The 15828-nt window shown below is 42.2% G+C and carries 13 protein-coding genes and 1 pseudogene; 3 read left to right on the forward strand and 11 right to left on the reverse strand.

Annotated features, from left to right (window positions below):
* Positions 1 to 30: 30 nt before the first annotated feature.
* The 4 genes and pseudogenes from GTQ43_RS06460 to GTQ43_RS06475 all read right to left on the reverse strand — a co-directional run bounded on the left by GTQ43_RS06460 (position 31) and on the right by GTQ43_RS06475 (position 4025).
* Positions 31 to 1287 carry a DUF4912 domain-containing protein gene (locus tag GTQ43_RS06460; RefSeq protein ID WP_265271669.1) on the reverse strand — a complete coding sequence of 419 codons (1257 nt, stop codon included), beginning with the start codon at positions 1285 to 1287 and terminating at the stop codon, positions 31 to 33.
* Between the two features lie 681 nt (positions 1288 to 1968).
* Complete coding sequence (pyrR, locus tag GTQ43_RS06465; RefSeq protein ID WP_265271670.1) at positions 1969 to 2505, reverse strand: bifunctional pyr operon transcriptional regulator/uracil phosphoribosyltransferase PyrR; 537 nt, start codon at positions 2503 to 2505, stop codon at positions 1969 to 1971.
* A 102-nt stretch (positions 2506 to 2607) separates the two neighbouring features.
* Positions 2608 to 3578: pseudogene (gene cbiB / locus GTQ43_RS06470) on the reverse strand (adenosylcobinamide-phosphate synthase CbiB).
* A 6-nt stretch (positions 3579 to 3584) separates the two neighbouring features.
* Positions 3585 to 4025, reverse strand: coding sequence for an Rrf2 family transcriptional regulator (locus GTQ43_RS06475; RefSeq protein WP_265273682.1), 441 nt, complete (start codon positions 4023 to 4025; stop codon positions 3585 to 3587).
* Positions 4026 to 4486: 461 nt separating this feature from the next.
* Between GTQ43_RS06475 and GTQ43_RS06480 the strand changes: the two genes are divergently transcribed.
* Positions 4487 to 4900, forward strand: a complete 414-nt coding sequence (locus tag GTQ43_RS06480) for an AbrB family transcriptional regulator (RefSeq protein ID WP_265271671.1) — start codon at positions 4487 to 4489, stop codon at positions 4898 to 4900.
* Between the two features lie 225 nt (positions 4901 to 5125).
* On the opposite strand, the gene GTQ43_RS06485 is transcribed toward GTQ43_RS06480, so the two are convergent.
* Complete coding sequence (locus GTQ43_RS06485; protein ID WP_265271672.1) at positions 5126 to 7030, reverse strand: chloride channel protein; 1905 nt, start codon at positions 7028 to 7030, stop codon at positions 5126 to 5128.
* Between the two features lie 479 nt (positions 7031 to 7509).
* On the opposite strand from GTQ43_RS06485, the gene GTQ43_RS06490 reads away from it, so the two are divergent.
* Positions 7510 to 7896, forward strand: coding sequence for a hypothetical protein (locus GTQ43_RS06490; protein ID WP_265271673.1), 387 nt, complete (start codon positions 7510 to 7512; stop codon positions 7894 to 7896).
* A 167-nt stretch (positions 7897 to 8063) separates the two neighbouring features.
* Here the strand turns inward: GTQ43_RS06490 and GTQ43_RS06495 are convergent, their stop codons facing one another.
* The 5 genes from GTQ43_RS06495 to GTQ43_RS06515 all read right to left on the reverse strand — a co-directional run bounded on the left by GTQ43_RS06495 (position 8064) and on the right by GTQ43_RS06515 (position 13434).
* A complete protein-coding gene (locus tag GTQ43_RS06495; RefSeq protein WP_265271675.1) occupies positions 8064 to 8501 on the reverse strand; it encodes a hypothetical protein in 438 nt (145 codons plus the stop codon).
* Positions 8482 to 8934: a Panacea domain-containing protein gene (locus tag GTQ43_RS06500; RefSeq protein WP_265271677.1), complete on the reverse strand. Its 453-nt coding sequence runs from the start codon at positions 8932 to 8934 to the stop codon at positions 8482 to 8484. The genes GTQ43_RS06495 and GTQ43_RS06500 overlap by 20 nt, the downstream gene beginning before the upstream one ends.
* A 507-nt stretch (positions 8935 to 9441) precedes the next feature.
* Positions 9442 to 11637, reverse strand: coding sequence for a transglycosylase SLT domain-containing protein (locus tag GTQ43_RS06505; protein ID WP_265271678.1), 2196 nt, complete (start codon positions 11635 to 11637; stop codon positions 9442 to 9444).
* A gap of 506 nt (positions 11638 to 12143) precedes the next feature.
* On the reverse strand, positions 12144 to 12647 hold the full coding sequence (locus GTQ43_RS06510; RefSeq protein ID WP_265271679.1) for a hypothetical protein: 504 nt from the start codon (positions 12645 to 12647) through the stop codon (positions 12144 to 12146).
* Between the two features lie 13 nt (positions 12648 to 12660).
* The gene (locus GTQ43_RS06515) at positions 12661 to 13434 is read right to left on the reverse strand and encodes a toll/interleukin-1 receptor domain-containing protein (protein WP_265271681.1); all 774 of its coding nucleotides are present in this window, start codon (positions 13432 to 13434) and stop codon (positions 12661 to 12663) included.
* Positions 13435 to 13574: 140 nt separating this feature from the next.
* Between GTQ43_RS06515 and GTQ43_RS06520 the strand changes: the two genes are divergently transcribed.
* The gene (locus GTQ43_RS06520; protein WP_265271683.1) at positions 13575 to 14195 is read left to right on the forward strand and encodes a Uma2 family endonuclease; all 621 of its coding nucleotides are present in this window, start codon (positions 13575 to 13577) and stop codon (positions 14193 to 14195) included.
* Between the two features lie 144 nt (positions 14196 to 14339).
* Here GTQ43_RS06520 and GTQ43_RS06525 read toward each other — a convergent pair whose 3' ends face one another.
* On the reverse strand, positions 14340 to 15809 hold the full coding sequence (locus GTQ43_RS06525) for a caspase, EACC1-associated type (RefSeq protein ID WP_265271684.1): 1470 nt from the start codon (positions 15807 to 15809) through the stop codon (positions 14340 to 14342).
* Positions 15810 to 15828 lie beyond the last annotated feature (19 nt).

Consider the following 15828-nt stretch of genomic DNA (forward strand, 5'->3'; position numbering starts at 1 on the left):
TCAGTCTGCAATTAATCTGATAACGAAAACTTAAGAGAACCATTCTAAAACAGCGTCTTCTTTGGTGTTAGTATTTCGAGATGGTGTCTCACGATTAAATTTCATCTGAATTGATCGGGTTTGCTCACCATCAGCAGCTACAGCCAAAATCGGATAGTCGATTAAACCATCTTGGAAGGACATCTGGAAGCGGAATGTTCCATCTGGATTTAGCTGAATTGGACGGCCGCCAATGGTTACGGTAGCGTCGGGTTCGGTTGCACCGTAAACTATCAACTCAGCATCGGCAATTAACCAGAACTTGCGCGGACGAACGGGTACGGCTGAAGCAGAGAAGCCAACACCTGACATTCCTGCACCGGAAGCGGTTAAGCCAGACACGGTGGGAACTGCCCACATACCCACACCAGAGGGGAAAATGTAAGAGCTAAGGGCTTGTTCTGGACTTGGTACTTGGTGTTGCGAACCGAAGATAGAACCAGCAACCCGTAGTCCTTCGGCAGATTCGGCCAAACCAAATATTTGGTCGTAGATAGGATTGCCGTTGGTATTCACAGCGTTACCATTGGTGGTAGCTGTAGCTGCAATCTTCTTGGCGGGGGGAACCAGTTCATACTGAGTCTTACCACGCAAATCTTCTTCAAAGTTGACAGTGATGAAGACATCTTCAATCCAGTCAGAAGGATAGACGGGAGGAATATGGACTCTAGCAGAACGAGCTAGTACTAACCAGCGACCATCAGCAGCACGATAGCCGATATCTATCACATAATCGCGATCGCTAACTGGAACTGGTAGATACCATTCTCTAGCTAGTTCATCAGCAGGATATTCTTGAATGCTGTGGGGACTTTGGTATTCGATATTAATATCGGTGACATCATAAATTCGCAGTGCGAGTTGTTGTCCCCCTTGGCGACGCAGTTCCTCTTTATCTTCATTGGGAATATCCCAGTAAGTGTAAGCCCACTGAGGATCGCGTGGCAAGAGGACAATCCGGCTTTCACCATAGCCAGAGGGCAAATCTGCGAGTCCTTCATCAACATCAGCTAGAGATCCACCTGTACGATCTTCCTGACCTAATTCAAACTTAGCAGCTTCCACGGTTTCCTGTGCCTCCAATGAACGAGATGGACTGAGCAAAGTTTTGCTGCGCTGGACTTCTAAAATTGATGCCAGCAATTGTGATTTACGCATTCGGCTATAGCGAGAGATGCTATATTCGCTGGCAACTCTGCGGAGTTGCCGTAAGGTCATCTCTTCTAGTGGCGGGCGTTCTTTTGCCATTAATTTGGCCTCCAGTAGTGTAAGCGGTAAATGATTTCCCCTGGTTAAAGAATGCTATATAAAATGTCATCCATTCCAGATGAATTTCTTATTCCTGACTCCTGGTTTTGCCCAGTTTTAAGTTTTTTAATCTGTTTTTAAATTGAGGTCGATTCCTTGCAATTCTTAAGTTATGCCAATTAGCATTTCTTTGGGATCGCAGGAGTTTTGTTTGTTAAGTTCATATTAACCACTAAGCATATCTAGGGATCAAGTGGTTCCAATAGGTTTTTTGCCTGTATTACGAATTTATAAGCCTTTCTGGGATCAATTTGTCATGAAATCATAACATTGCTAGTTAGCTTGGCGTTGGGAGATGGCAAATATATCAAGGTTTAATGACATTAAACCTTGGGAATTGAAATTTTCCCATCTCCTTTATCTACTCAACGAAGAGGTAGGGGGAAGGGGGCTCTTCGCTGGGGGAAATGACCCCAACCAAGAGCCGTGGAGCGGAGCGGAACATGGGTCTGAGTCCCCCAATAAGAGTTAAGTGGTTCTCGTTCAGGTGGGGTCGAATCCCCCTTTCTGTTCCTTCTCCCCTGCTCCCTGCTCCCTGCTCCCTGCTCCCTGCTCCCTGCTCCCTTGCCTCTTTTTCAATTCCTGTAGAGACGCGATTAATCGCGTCTCTACGCCTAATTTTTAATCTCCAATCAACTCGACTGCATCTCGCCCATCGTAATTTTGTAAGTAAACTTTGACAACTTCTTCTTTAGCAGTAGGTAACTTTTTGCCAATAAAATCTGGGTGAATTGGTAATTCCCGATGACCTCTATCTACTAACACAGCTAAACGAATCACTTCTGGTCTACCGTAGTCGTTGACTGCGTTCAAAGCAGCGCGAATCGTTCGTCCTTTAAAAATCACATCATCTACAAGGACAACGGTTTTTCCCGTAAGATCAAAAGGAATTTCGCTTTTCGTTGGAGTCCGCAATCCAATTTTGTCGAGGTCATCTCGATAAAATGTTATGTCCAAAGCCCCGACTGACACGGCTACACCTTCTAGGATCTCAATCTGACGCGCCAACAATTCGGCTAAGAACGCACCCCTGGTATATATACCAAGAAGCACCAGTTGAGACAAATCACGTGTCCTTTCGACAATTTGAGAAGCAAGACGAGTCAAGGTACGACGAATTTCTTCGGATGAGAGAATTTCAACTACTTTTGCAGACATAGGGAATGATAAGTGAGGAGTTAGGAGAGACGCGATGAATCGCGTCTGTACAAGTTAGGAGTTTTTATTCTGAAGTCCTAATTCTTAACTTTACATTTATCATTACTTGTTTGGAAGTATTAAGAATATAGCGATCACTATGCCTAACCATAGCAAAAAACAATATCGAGTCAGCTGCAAAGCATTGTGAATAGAAGTTGCAGTAATGGGATAAATAGCATCTCCTAGCAGTGGTTTGTACTTAGCGACTCCACGATACCAATTTGTACCGCCCATCTGTACACCCAAAAAAGCAGCATAGGCGCACTCACTCCAGCCAGAATTAGGACTAGGATCATTAACTGCATCTCGCTGACAAACTCGCCAAATATGCATCGGTTTACCCGATAACAACGCCAGAGTTGTAACTGTTAACCGACAAGGTAGCCAAGTCAAACAATCTTCTAAGCGCGCACAAAACCATCCCAAATAAGTATAGGGTGCTTCCCGATATCCCACCATTGAATCAAGGGTACTGCTGGCTTTATATGCTAAAACCAAGGGGTTGGCCCCACAATTGGCACAAAGACACCAACAATTGCATAAAAAAGCGGAGCCATAACTCCATCGGTAGCATTTTCTGCAACCGTTTCTAAAACAGCTCGAAAAATTTCTGCTTGTGTGAGGTTTTGTGTATCTCGACCAACGTAATTACTTAAAGTTTTTCGAGCCTTCTCCAAATCTCCTGTTGTTAAAGGTTGTAAAATAGCCAGCGCTGCTACCCGCAAACTTCTGCCAGCAAAACAACTTGCCAAAAGAATACTTTCTATTGCAATTCCCAACAACGGATGAACCCATCTAGCACTTTGAATAATCAAAAAGCCAATCAGACCGCTACCAATTATTAGAATAATCCCTAGTACGATTCCAGCTAGGCGTTGTGTGAGAGAATTTTTAGACAATTTGAGAGAAAATTTAGTCAGGCGATAAATTACCCACCCCATAACTTGCACTGGATGAGGCCAATTCCAAGGATCGCCAATTAAGTAATCTAAAAATGCTGCAATTATTAAGATATAGATGCTATTAATCATAAATCACTAAACCACAAAACTAGCTTCTTCCCCAAGGGAAGCTTGCCAGCTACGAGCATCGTAATAAAGGTCTGCCAGAGTAATACTGTACAAAGCTTCTTTGAGCTTTTGGTTGAGTCTTTGCCAAAGGCTAAATGTTACCCAATCTTCAGCTTGTGTAGGTGCTGGGGTGTGATGAGGTAAATGGCTAGTCTCGCCAACTGCTTCTAAAATTTGTCCTATAGATATTTGTAGAGGCTCTCTTGCCAATTGGTATCCACCGATGCTACCACGAATTGATTTCACTAAAGACGCACGACGCATTTCTATTAGTAGTTTTTCGAGGTAAGGAGCCGGGATATCTTGGCGTTTAGCGATCGCTCTTACAGATACAGGCCCATATTTTGGCTGTAAACTCAAATCTAGCAACGCCTTCACACTATAGTGTCCTCTGGTAGTTAGTTTCATTTTGGCAAGTTTGTTGTTTGTCCTTTGTAAATAACCAATGACCAATTCTTCTCTATGAGAGGCTACGCCAATGGCTTCTCTATGAGATGCTGTTCGCATTCGCTCAGTTTAACTGACCAATGACTAATGACTAATGATTAAGGATCAGTTTTACTTATCATTCTGTAACTCAGTTATCATCCTCAGCAAATAAAGAACTTTTGAGCGTTAGTTTAGAAAACTTAAAACTTCTATAGTCTAGCAGTGATTTACAAACTATATATATAGTTATCAGCATTGCCAGCATTCTCTAAAATAGATTGTCTTGAAAATATTGTTAATTACATAACAATTGTGCATCTGAGTGTAATATACTTGGCTAGGTTGAGATAAAAACTAAAGGAATATGTTCCTATTAGCTCAACCTCAGCTAAAATAAAATCGATTCCAACACTTCAAACATTCATTTTCGACCTAAGTTGATGCCTAAACTGAAAAAAATTGAACCCCTACTCGGTGAAGAACTGCTCAAAAAAGTTAAAGAGCTAGAGAGCGAGAGCAAAGAAGACAAAGCTAAGAAGTGCGGCTACTATACCGTTACCAAAAATGGTATAGAGCGCGTCAATATGATGAAGTTCTTAAATGCCCTAATTGATGCTGAAGGCATTCAGTTGGACAGCACACCCAGCGCTAATGGGCGTGGTGGACGTAGTGCTAGCTATAGAATTAGTGTGCAATCCAATGGTAACTTACTTATAGGTTCAGCTTATACAAAACAGATGAATCTGCAACCAGGAGATGAATTTATCATCACTTTAGGCAAAAAGCACATTCGTCTGAGACAGGTAGACCCAGAAGATCGGGAAGGTGATGAAACCATAGAAGCCACAGCTTAGGAATATAGTTAAGAGTCCAAAGTCAACATATTTTGGATTTTAGATTTTAGATTTTGGATTGACCCCACCGATCAACGGGTGAGTCTTGAAGATTTTGGATTTTGGATTGTTTTTAGTTCATACCCCACTCCTTTTAGGTGGAACAAATCTCAAATCCTAAAGCTGCATCCCAAGAGTGGGTGCAGTTAATCTAAAATTGCAAATCCAAAATCCAAAATTGATTGACTAATGATTAGTAACGATATCTGTGGTTGGTAAGACTGGTAAATAGTGACGAAGTGCCTTGCGTGTAACTGCTAAATTGCAGGTTAAAGCAATTTGCTCTTTTTCTAGTAAACCCAAAATGCGATCGGGTTTGTCTCTTGCTACCACTGGTAATTGATGCAAACCTCGAAGACTCATGCGGTCTAAAGCTTCAGATAATAATTCATCTTGCCATGCATAGAGGATTTCAGTATTACAAATATCTATGAGAGTTTGACTAGATAAATTATCTGGAATTTCAGTTAGTGAATTTGGGTAAGTTTGCCAAAGAGCAAGGACGCGGTTAATATCTTCCAGAGAAAGTATACCAACTAATTGCTCGGCTTCATCAAGTACTAAAGCGCTCCGGGTGCGATCGCGGATCATTTCCACCGCTGCATCTAAAACTCCAAGGGTTGCAGGTAACTTTTTGGGACAGGGGTACATGGCATCTTCTACCAAAATTTGCTGCACAATTTCCGCTTGTTCATCTTTCAATTCTGAAAGACCAATCTGTTGTAGATTAGAGTTAGAGTTAAAAGTTGGTTTAATCCTTTCCACTAGCCAAACACTCAAACCCACAGCTGCCATCAAGGGTAAAACAATGCGATAGTCGCGGGTTAATTCAAACAGCATTAAAATAGCTGTTAACGGCGCTCTGACACTAGCAGCTAGTACTGCTGCCATTCCTACCATTGCATAAGCTGGGGGAGCCGCCATTTGATCGCAAATAGTTGGGAATGCTACAGCTAAAATTTTGGCGTAAGCTGAACCAAAAGAAGCACCTAAAAACATGGCTGGTGCAAACAAGCCACCGATGAAACCACTACCTGTACTAATTGCAGTCATCAGTAGCTTCACCACCAACAACACCACCAGCAGGGACAATGGAAACTCCACATCCTGAAGCATTGCTTCTACAGTTTCATAACCCACACCTAGAATTTGTGGGAAATGCAAAGCAACTGCGCCAATTATCACACCGCCAATAATTGGATGAATCGGCTCAGGGATTCGTCCCAAAAAGGCAAAACCTGGAACCTTCCCAGCAAAACAGGCTTTTGCTCCCCGAATTGATTGAGTATAAGCCAGAGAAACTAGGCTGGCCCCTAAACCCAAACCAAGATAAAGGGGTAATTCCAAAGGACTGCGGACTTGGTAAACAGGTAAATCAAAAGCAGGTTGTGCCCCCAAACCAATTTGGGCAATCAATGCTGCTACTACCGCCGCTAGCAGTACTACGCTGACGGCAGAAGTAGCGAAAGATGTCGCTCCCATCACCACTTCTAAGGCAAAAAATACTCCAGCGATGGGAGCATTAAATCCCGCCGCCAGTCCAGCCGCCGCGCCAGCACCCAACAGCAAACGTTGTCGTTCTTGAGATACATTGAGGATCACAGAAAACAACATCCCAAAATTTGCGCCAATTTCTACACTTGGCCCTTCTGGCCCCAAAGAAGCACCGCTCCCCAAAGAAACAGATGCAGCCAGCATTTTCGTAACTGGTCGTAGTGGTCGCCTAATCTCTGTTCCTTGAGAAGCGGCGATGAGAGATGAAAGTCCGGGGCCAAAGTCTTGTGTGCGCCAGCGCATCAAGCCAACGATTAATCCGCCAAGGGTGGGAACACAGGCTAAAGTCCAAGCACCCCAGACACCGATTTGACCCATTAAATTTTCCAGCATCAACTGGTGAATCAACTGGATTAAATAGTGAAAGGTGACTACACCCATACCAGCACCACCGCCAATCAGCATGGCTAAAAACAGGACAACTGTTTCTGGTGATGGTTGAAAACGATTAATTAGGTGAGCTAAAGGAGCAGAAGGTGTAGGAAAGGCAGGTTGTGACCTTACCTTCCTCAGTTGAGTGGGAGGCAAGAGAGTCATTTAGAGGCGGGGTAAATGTAAGAAAAAATTTAAATTTTTATCTGTTACTTCTCATTGTGAGCCATTATTTAGCAACTAGACAAGTAGACTTTATTTGCTTGATTTACAAAGTTTTCGCAAAAAATGTCGTTGTAAGAAATTTTTGTGGGGAGAATGGTTAAATGGGAGACAATTGTTATCTGAGGGTTAGCGATGCCTAAGTTAGTGAGGTGGGAGTGAGCAGCAAGACTATTCTTTTTAGAGACAACAAAGTTTTTGTGGGCTGGGTAAATGCACCCGCAAATATTAACTAGGAGTCATCCTTGCCTAAATCTAGCTATACTCGTGTTGCGACCATTGAGCCATCCTTGGTAGTAATACAATATATGTATGATTTATGGCTGATGTCAGAACATACTTGGAAATCTGCTAAGTATTGATCCCAATTCAATATAGCTATTCTTAATAGAGCGAGTAAATGGACTAGGCGGACGAGGTAAATGAATATACACACCTTTGATAATCATTATGTTACTTGCCCAATTTGCCAAAGAAATGCCACACCCAAACCAGTCAAAAGGCGCATGGGCTTGTTTTGCTGTCCCTATTGCCAGGAAAGGCTGGTAGTTTGCCAAAGTGGTCATTATGTGCGTGACCCCTTTACTTGGAGACAATTGATGATTGCTTCGGCGTTACGTCGTCAAAGCCGACCTTTAGCTAGAATTATCAGAGATTTTGTCTTGCTCAAGCGTCCTATGATCGCCTTGGCTGTGGGAAGTGCCATTTTCTTTAGTGCGATCGCTCTAACTCAAGAAAAGACAAACTGCGATCGCCAAATCTCTCCGACAACAGAGAAAGTTAATCAACCAGAAAACAAATCTCAGTAAATGGATTAATTTGGTATAAATCAAATTTTAATTTGATTTTTGTAATATTATAACTAAATACTTTTATGAAACCGTGTCTTATTGCCCCAAATAGGACACGGTTTTACATCATATCCCCCTTAAATATCTGTCTTGGCACAATAGATAATTAAGGTGGCGATGATTCCTTAATTTTTTGCAGGGTACAATAAATGATCTGGGTCTAGCCAAACAATGTAGAAAATCTCGTGAATAAAAAATCCATGAACCCTGCCATGTTCATTTGAGGAAATGGAAAATTGATATGGTATGTCAACTAATTGTTCTTCATTTGGCAAGCCAAATGCTCTCTCGCTGGTATCTTCCCACCTAATGGGCTGACATCTTAGCGTACTGCTACGATTCACTAACAACTCTTGAGCCGTCATACTAGATAAAGCTTTTAATCGCTCAAGTAAGGTCAGCCAATAAAATACTTCTTTTTCGCTACAAGAAAACTTGCTGTTACTATCTTGATAATATTTAAATGAAAAGCTGATGCCTTGAGGTGGCTTCAGCTTTGTTGGTTTAATACCTGATATGCCGTCTTTGGGAACCTCAGTCTTTTTAATCCTTTGCTTCGGCACGAGATCCGTAATACTCCTTCATCCACTGTTTCTGAATAACTTCGTTGGAAGGTTCGTCATCTGGTAGATTTGCTCTAGCCAAATTCCAGGGTGTCTCGGCATGAGTCATCTGCTCTAATTCATAAGCATCGCAGGCAAAGTACTCCTGTGCAACCTCATCTAGAAACTCTTGAACCTCTTGGGGTAATTTAGGGTTAGCATCCTCTAAAATTGGTTGCCATCCAAAAAGCTTATACTTTTGGTACAACACAGGTATGACAGGCCCATGTATCCAAGCTTGAAAATCCTCTTGGAATAAAGGAGTGTTATAGAGTGCAAGATGCCAAGCTTGAGCATAGTACACAAGCTTTTGCAGCTTTAAATTACTGATAAAAGAGCCTGTTTCATTTGCCAACCAGATAAAGTAATCTGCTATGTTAAAACATGACAACACTACAACCACCTCCTTGAGTCTGCTAAATAATAGCTAGTACAGTGCGGCGGAAATAAACCACCCATTCCAAATCAATTAAACCCTCATTATATATTCGTTTTTAATTTTTAATTTTTAATTTTTAATTCCGCCCTGCGGTACTAGCCTTTATTCGCTTTCATACATCAGCTTACAGAGTTCTCACAGCAAGCCCTATGAATGCTACCTATAGTTTAATTGTACTACTTTAGGCTTCTATGTCATTGCGAACGCTTCATTCGCAATGACAATCAATCATCTTGATAAATTTGCTTGATTGGGATGCTCCCCAATACTGCGTAGGTTTTGGAATTTCTTGGTTGAGGCAAGCTGTTCTTGAGCAGGGGGAGAAATGGAGGCTGGCGTTGAGTTTTTGCCTCCCCTGCAACGCCAGCCTCCCCTGCTTATCCGATCATATTGGGATGCTCCCTATTCCAGTGCCCTAGACTGGTGCGCTGCTGCATATTAGTTCATCCAATTGGGCATAAATCACTGCGCTGGCAATTTTGGGTGTGTAGTCGAGTACTTTGCAACGATGCCAGAAACTTCCGGGTTGTAAAGTCTCAAATAATTCCAGTAGTTGCCAAATACCTGACGCACATAATTTTTGGTTTCGTCAAAGGGAATTTGTTCAACAAACTCATCTGGATCTTGTGTAGTTAAAGTTTGTAGCCATTTGGAGACGTTGCCGGGGCCAGCATTGTAACTAGCGATCGCTAACAGCGAGTTATTGTTATATTGCTGATGGGTATGATCTAAATACCATGTACCCAGCATAATATTATCGTTGGGGTTTTCGAGGTTGATTGTTTTGATATCTACCTTAATTTGGGGAGCGATCCATTGAGCTGTACTCGGCAACAACTGCATCAAACCAGTAGCATTAGCAACAGATTTGATTTTTGGCTCAAACCGTGACTCTTGACGCATCAGAGCAGTTACTAACAAGGGATTGAGTTTACGCTCAATAGACCATTTTTCAGTCTCTCGGAGATAGGGAAATGGATAACGGGCTTGCCAGTAGGCGATTTGTTTGCTCAGAGTTTGATATTGGGCAAATTCTGCTGGTATTTCCCGATCTTCCAATTTAGAAATTTTGTCAATTCCGATGAGATTTTCTCCCTTAGCTTGCCGCATCAACCCTTCAGTAAATTGCTCTGCTACTGTTGGCTGAATTTTGTTTTGAAATTCCGTTTCCCATTGTAACCAGGCATCGCGGTCTTGACCGAGCAGATATAATTCTTTGAAAGTCTCAGAACCAGCCGGGGGTAATGAACGCTGCGGTGCGATTACTTCGGGGTTCATGACGCGCACATTGTCAAAGTTGCCGACATTTAGCCCCTGCATATTCGCGGCTCGCCATGCATAGTAAGAGTAGGGAAACTGACTAATTACATAGTCATAAGCAGTTTGAGATTCCTGTTGTTTCCCTAGTGAAGCTGCCCATTTACCTACCCAAAAACCTGCTCTTGGAGCCAAAATACTATTAGGATTGTTGGTGACAATTGGCTCTGCCCATTGCCAAGCACCGACGTAATCTTTGATTTTGGCTTTATCTTGGGCGATTTTCCAACGATATTCTGCGGCTTCATCAGAATTGCCGTATTTGGCAATCAGTAATTGCCACACCTGGCTAGCTGACTTTTGATCTTTGAGGGTTTGGAGAGTTTTGGCTTTTTGTACCAGTGCAGTCCCAGCTTGTTTAGGAAATTTACTAATTACTTGATCGAGATAAGGTAAGCCGTCCTTGCTTGTTTTTGCGGTTTCTGCTAACCGCAGTAGTGCAGTCCCAGTTTCTTCGCTATTGGGAAATTGCTGCACCAATTGTTTATAGGTAGCGATCGCTATTTCTTTATCTTTGCCTCCCACCTGTAACCCTCGTGCAGTCCGGTAGAGGTTGCGCGATGTTTTGGGTGCTTTGGCATAAGCATTGGCTGATTTGAGAAATTGACTATTTTCCCAATAACTTGTACCAATGAGTTCCCACTCTTCGGGTTTGAGGCTAGGCTGTTTTACTAGCTGATCCAAAACGCCCACTATCCCTAGTTGATCGTAAGCATACTTAGCCAAAATCAATTGTAATTTTGGCTGATTGGGATTTTCTTGCAAGCGTTTGCGAATAATTTCCCAAGTTAGAGGATTGGAAGGAAATTGAGCGATCGCTATTTCTTGTTGCTTCGGTTGAGCAATCAGATATAGTGCTTTTACCGAAGCAGCTTCTTTAGGATACTGTTTCAGCACACTTTGCCTGAGATCCGAGGCTTTGCCGTCCTCACCCAGAATATCCCGTGCCTGGGCCTGTTTGAGTAAAATGTAAGGCGCGAGGATGGAATAGTCTTTATCTAATCCGTCAAGTAAAACTAGGGCTTTTTGCGCTTGGGTTCTTTCAATGTAATCACTCGCCAAAAGATAACGAGCGCGATTTCGGTCTAGAGAAGGTGACTGTCCAGCGATCGCTGCTAGTTTTGCCGCTCGTTCTGGCAGAGATTGCGATATCAGTGGAAAGACGGCTGATTGGGCAATATTAGCATCAGATGTTTGCTGTGCCTGATTCTTACCCACTTTGAGCCATTGCCCAACGGTTTTACCAATCTGAGGTGCTGATACCATCGCCCCAGCTAAAAAGGCAAACAGTGCCGCACCCGCAATTATGGAAATTTGCTTTTTCTGTAGTTTCTTCAGCATGAATACCCGCTGAAAAGTTCCGATGAATTTCCTGAAACTCTAACACTCCTAACCATCACTGTTACCAATTTTTAATTTTAGATTATTAATCTTATGTAGAAAAATTTTAATTTTCAATCCCACAGTTTAGCAATATTGAGTAATTAGCACATATCAAGTACTATTACATCTATCTTTGGTATATAATAGATAATTTTTTAGAAGATAAGTCTGTAGACGCTGGTACGGCTACTCTACCAAAGGCTATGCCAACGAAACGTAACCCGAAGGAGATTTATATAACTCTCGGTAATGTCTTTGATATGTTACCTGGGTAAAGAAGTAAGTACCGCCGTCAATCCTACTTCTGCGGTAGTTGGTCATTGAATGATGCTATGCCCAAATCCAGCAGATAATGGATAATTCAGTGATGCGTTACGCGATCGCTAACGCATCCTACAAGATTGTGCGATCGCACTACAAGCGTGTTTCTAAACCAACATTGATGCTGAGTGTAGTAGATCGAGTTAAGAGTTTGATCCATGTTCAAGTGCCGCATGATTCTCAATCATATTCCATACATCCTGTGTAATTTTGAGTTGTAAATATGCACCGATAGTAGGAAGTATTATTAATAAACCAACAAAGATGATTATAAGCAAAGGTATATTACTACTATTATTTCTAATATAATAAGAGGCACAAGAAGGCTTATAATAGGTTATTGTCAGGAGCCAAAGTACTATACCAATAAATGCCACAATAATTTTGTCAACCCATTTTTGATTTCCTATCCAAATACGGGTTACTTCAGAACCAGTGTTTAACCTGAGCGTTATCCTCAGCGAAAGACCAAGCCAGTCACGAATAGTCGTAGACTGATTTGCATCTAAAATAATTGCACCTGCCGCTCCCTTTTGAAAGTCAACCTTGTAATTTTTTGTCTCAAAAAACTCACGTAAATGATTAACCAATACACTTACATCAACCTCTTTGTTAGGAAAATTCTTTGACGGTATTTTTAGCAGCATTGTGGAGTTCCTCTTAGGTTAGTTCTTGAGACAGTGCGAGCAAGTAGTTGCGAATTTGTGTTGCTTCGTTGATCAAACGAGCCTGATCGGTTTTAATATCTTCACGTGGAGATATCATAACTAACGCAAGGGATTCCTGTTTGCCGACTGCTTCTGAAAGAAAGTCGGTTGTCTCCTTTCTCCACTGCCAGAAGTATTTACGGACACTTGCAACGTTTGAGGTAGTTTGTGCATCATCGATAATTACCTGCAAAGCCTGGATTTGCTGCTGTATTTTCTCTCGCTGCGAAGTATATTTTGGCTGTTCTAGATTAATTGAAGCTACCTGAACTGTTGAGTTACCTGAAACGATTGTTTCAACAACCCTGCGAATACCTTGTACTACATTCAAAAAAGCTTGATCTCGGTCAGCCCAAGTACTGATAGATTCTGCGTTCTTAGGAAGTGCCTGAAGTTTCCCAAAAGGCGCTCCTTGCCAATCTACAGGTTTAAGAATAATTGGGATTACACACGCTTCCCCAGTTTCATGTCGTTCCATTGCCCGCTTCAGTTCGATGTCATAACAGTAGTCTGAAGCTAAAAAATCTGCACTAACTAACAACAAAATAATTTGGGCGGAGTTTAGATGTACATAGATATTATCTGCCCATTCGCTACCAGCCGTTATCTCACGGTCATACCAAGCAGTGATAATTTTTTGCCGTCTCATCGTAGTGAGATGTTTGGCTAACTCATCTCTCAAGGTTTCATCTCTATGGGAATAGGAGAAAAACACCTCAACACCCATGCGCAGCAGCTTCCTTTTATTACTTCTTATATAAAGTCTAATCCACTGTACCCACATCAGACTTAAGCGTGGTGGAAAACCTGTCCGCAGTCTTCTAGATTATAGATAATATTCTTATCATCAGTAACTCTCTATCATCTATGACTCAAGCCATACCTAAGCTAGTAACCTTTGAGGAATTCGTCGATTGGCTACCCGAAAATCGACGAGTCCGCTATGAACTACATAAAGGAGAAATTGTTGAGATGGCACAACCTGTAGGGGAACACGAGGAAGTTAAAGGATTTCTAGGTATCGAAATTCCTGTTGAAATCAAACGTCTAGGATTGCCCTACTTTATGCCCAACCAAGTTATAGTTAGACCTCCTGAAAAAGATTCGGGTTACATCCCAGATGTGTTGGTGCTAAATCGTACAAATCTGGAAAATGAACCATTATGGAAAAAACAATCTATCGTAAGTTTGGGTGCATCAATACCTTTGGCTATAGAGGTTGTATCAATCAACTGGCGGGACGATTACTATTTAAAATACGCTGACTATGAAGAGATGGGTATCCCGGAATACTGGATTGTCGATTATGCCGCCTTGGGTGGACGTAATTTTATCGGCAATCCCAAACAACCGACAATTACCGTTTGTAACTTGGTTGATGGGGAATATCAGATAAGTAAGTTTCGAGATAGCGATCGCATTATCTCCCAAACTTTTCCCGAATTGAATCTCACGCCAAATCAGATTTTTCAAGCTGCTGTGGTGTAGTGTTTAAATTCTTAATTTGTAATACTTGGCAATGAAGTCTGACTTTTAAACCACTTTGCTCCATTCGCAATGACAAATGTATATTTAATTTTGCATTACTACTTATGCAAGTCCTTGTCAGACACTTAAGTTGCTTTGCTGAAACTAAGGGGTTTTTACAAGACCACAAACTGACTCTTTTCCCCATATAGTCGTTATCCAATTACCATTCCATTGTCTATTGACTGCGGCGGCAGCTACAGGACATTTAATTTTTGCATCATCATTGTTCCAGATCGGACCAGCTTTAACTTCGCTAGGACTTGGTTCGGGAATGTGATGTGAGTTTCCAACAATAAACAAAGCAGCAATCAGACCCACTGATCCAATTACTGACCCAATTATTAATAAACGGATTTTGTTAGGTTTTGAAGGTGGTGTAAGAGTTTCAGCTTGGCTTGCTGCTACGGCTTCGTTTGACAGTTTGATTGATGCCACATCATCCCTGCGGAAGAGAGCTTTAGCCTGAATCACCTTTGCAGACTTACCTGAAGGTTCGATTGCTATTTTCTGGGAAGTAATTTGAGCTTCAATTTGGGCAATATCTTCATCTCTAAGTTTTAAAACTTGCTGCAACCGTTTCAACTCGTTTTGAGTGTCGCTACTGAGAGAATGCTCGCGCCCAATCGCCTCAACTAAAACTTGCTCATAGCGCTGCAATCTTTTCTGGTACTCTTGGTAAGGTTTAAGCACCTCGTTTTCAATTGCCGTAGTATCTTGAGGTAGCAGTTCCAGTCCATCTCGTAGCTCATCTAAGGCATTACGCCCCACAACTGAAATCACGCCACGACTGGCAAAATGTTCTACTTCTTTGCGATACCTTAACTTTGGATCTTCGGTGGGTGCTTGAGAAAGACGGATCTTGTAACCTTCCTTGATTGCATAAATTTCTGGTTTCATTGCTGGCGCAGTTTCTTGGACTTTTCCTTTGGCATACTCATGCAACTCATCAATCGAAACCACACCATCGCTATCAATATCTGCTGCTCCAGTAGCGATCCCCTCGACCAGATAACGAGTGTAAGTCGAAAGGTCTGACCCTTCCTGCTCAAAGGAATACTGGGTGGAAGTCGAAGACGTAAGGACAGCCCGCCCTTCTCCTCCCAATTGTTTTTTAACATCTACAGAACCGTCATCCTTAGCTAACCAACCTTCGGCAAATGCTCCACTAAAGCAACAATCTAGAATTACAACTTGTCGCCTAGAGCGGCTATTGCTCATGATGTCTTGTACAAAACTGGCTGGAACTGCTGTTGCCCGAATCAGTTCTCCCTGTGGGGTTTTACGAGTGATGCGCGTAGCCAGGTGGAGCTTACCGTTGTCATCTTTGACACCATGTCCAGAGAAAAATAGCAGTACTAGATCGTCTTTCGTGCGACCCGAAAATAATGTTTCAATTGCTTCCTGCATCACCAGTGGCTCAGGATTTGACAACGTTTTAACCTCATCAAATCCACCCATATCTGGGTGTTGTAATACTCGCCGCATCGCCTCTACGTCTCTGGTAGCTCCAGGTAGGGGAGTCAAACCTGGTGCGTAATCACTTACCCCGATCGCAAGTGCTATCTTAGCCATTTTGATCTTTTATTAACCT

Source organism: Nostoc sp. KVJ3 (assembly GCF_026127265.1).
GTDB lineage: Bacteria > Cyanobacteriota > Cyanobacteriia > Cyanobacteriales > Nostocaceae > Nostoc.

Bases quoted from the DNA above. Each gene is read 5' to 3' on its own strand.
- GTQ43_RS06515 (WP_265271681.1), bottom strand. From the start codon at position 13,434: ATGGGTGTTGAGGTGTTTTTCTCCTATTCCCATAGAGATGAAACCTTG.
- pyrR (WP_265271670.1), bottom strand. From the start codon at position 2,505: ATGTCTGCAAAAGTAGTTGAAATTCTCTCATCCGAAGAAATTCGTCGT.
- GTQ43_RS06505 (WP_265271678.1), bottom strand. From the start codon at position 11,637: ATGCTGAAGAAACTACAGAAAAAGCAAATTTCCATAATTGCGGGTGCG.
- GTQ43_RS06475 (WP_265273682.1), bottom strand. From the start codon at position 4,025: ATGAAACTAACTACCAGAGGACACTATAGTGTGAAGGCGTTGCTAGAT.
- GTQ43_RS06525 (WP_265271684.1), bottom strand. From the start codon at position 15,809: ATGGCTAAGATAGCACTTGCGATCGGGGTAAGTGATTACGCACCAGGT.
- GTQ43_RS06490 (WP_265271673.1), top strand. From the start codon at position 7,510: ATGAATATACACACCTTTGATAATCATTATGTTACTTGCCCAATTTGC.
- GTQ43_RS06485 (WP_265271672.1), bottom strand. From the start codon at position 7,030: ATGACTCTCTTGCCTCCCACTCAACTGAGGAAGGTAAGGTCACAACCT.
- GTQ43_RS06460 (WP_265271669.1), bottom strand. From the start codon at position 1,287: ATGGCAAAAGAACGCCCGCCACTAGAAGAGATGACCTTACGGCAACTC.
- GTQ43_RS06510 (WP_265271679.1), bottom strand. From the start codon at position 12,647: ATGCTGCTAAAAATACCGTCAAAGAATTTTCCTAACAAAGAGGTTGAT.
- GTQ43_RS06520 (WP_265271683.1), top strand. From the start codon at position 13,575: ATGACTCAAGCCATACCTAAGCTAGTAACCTTTGAGGAATTCGTCGAT.
- GTQ43_RS06480 (WP_265271671.1), top strand. From the start codon at position 4,487: ATGCCTAAACTGAAAAAAATTGAACCCCTACTCGGTGAAGAACTGCTC.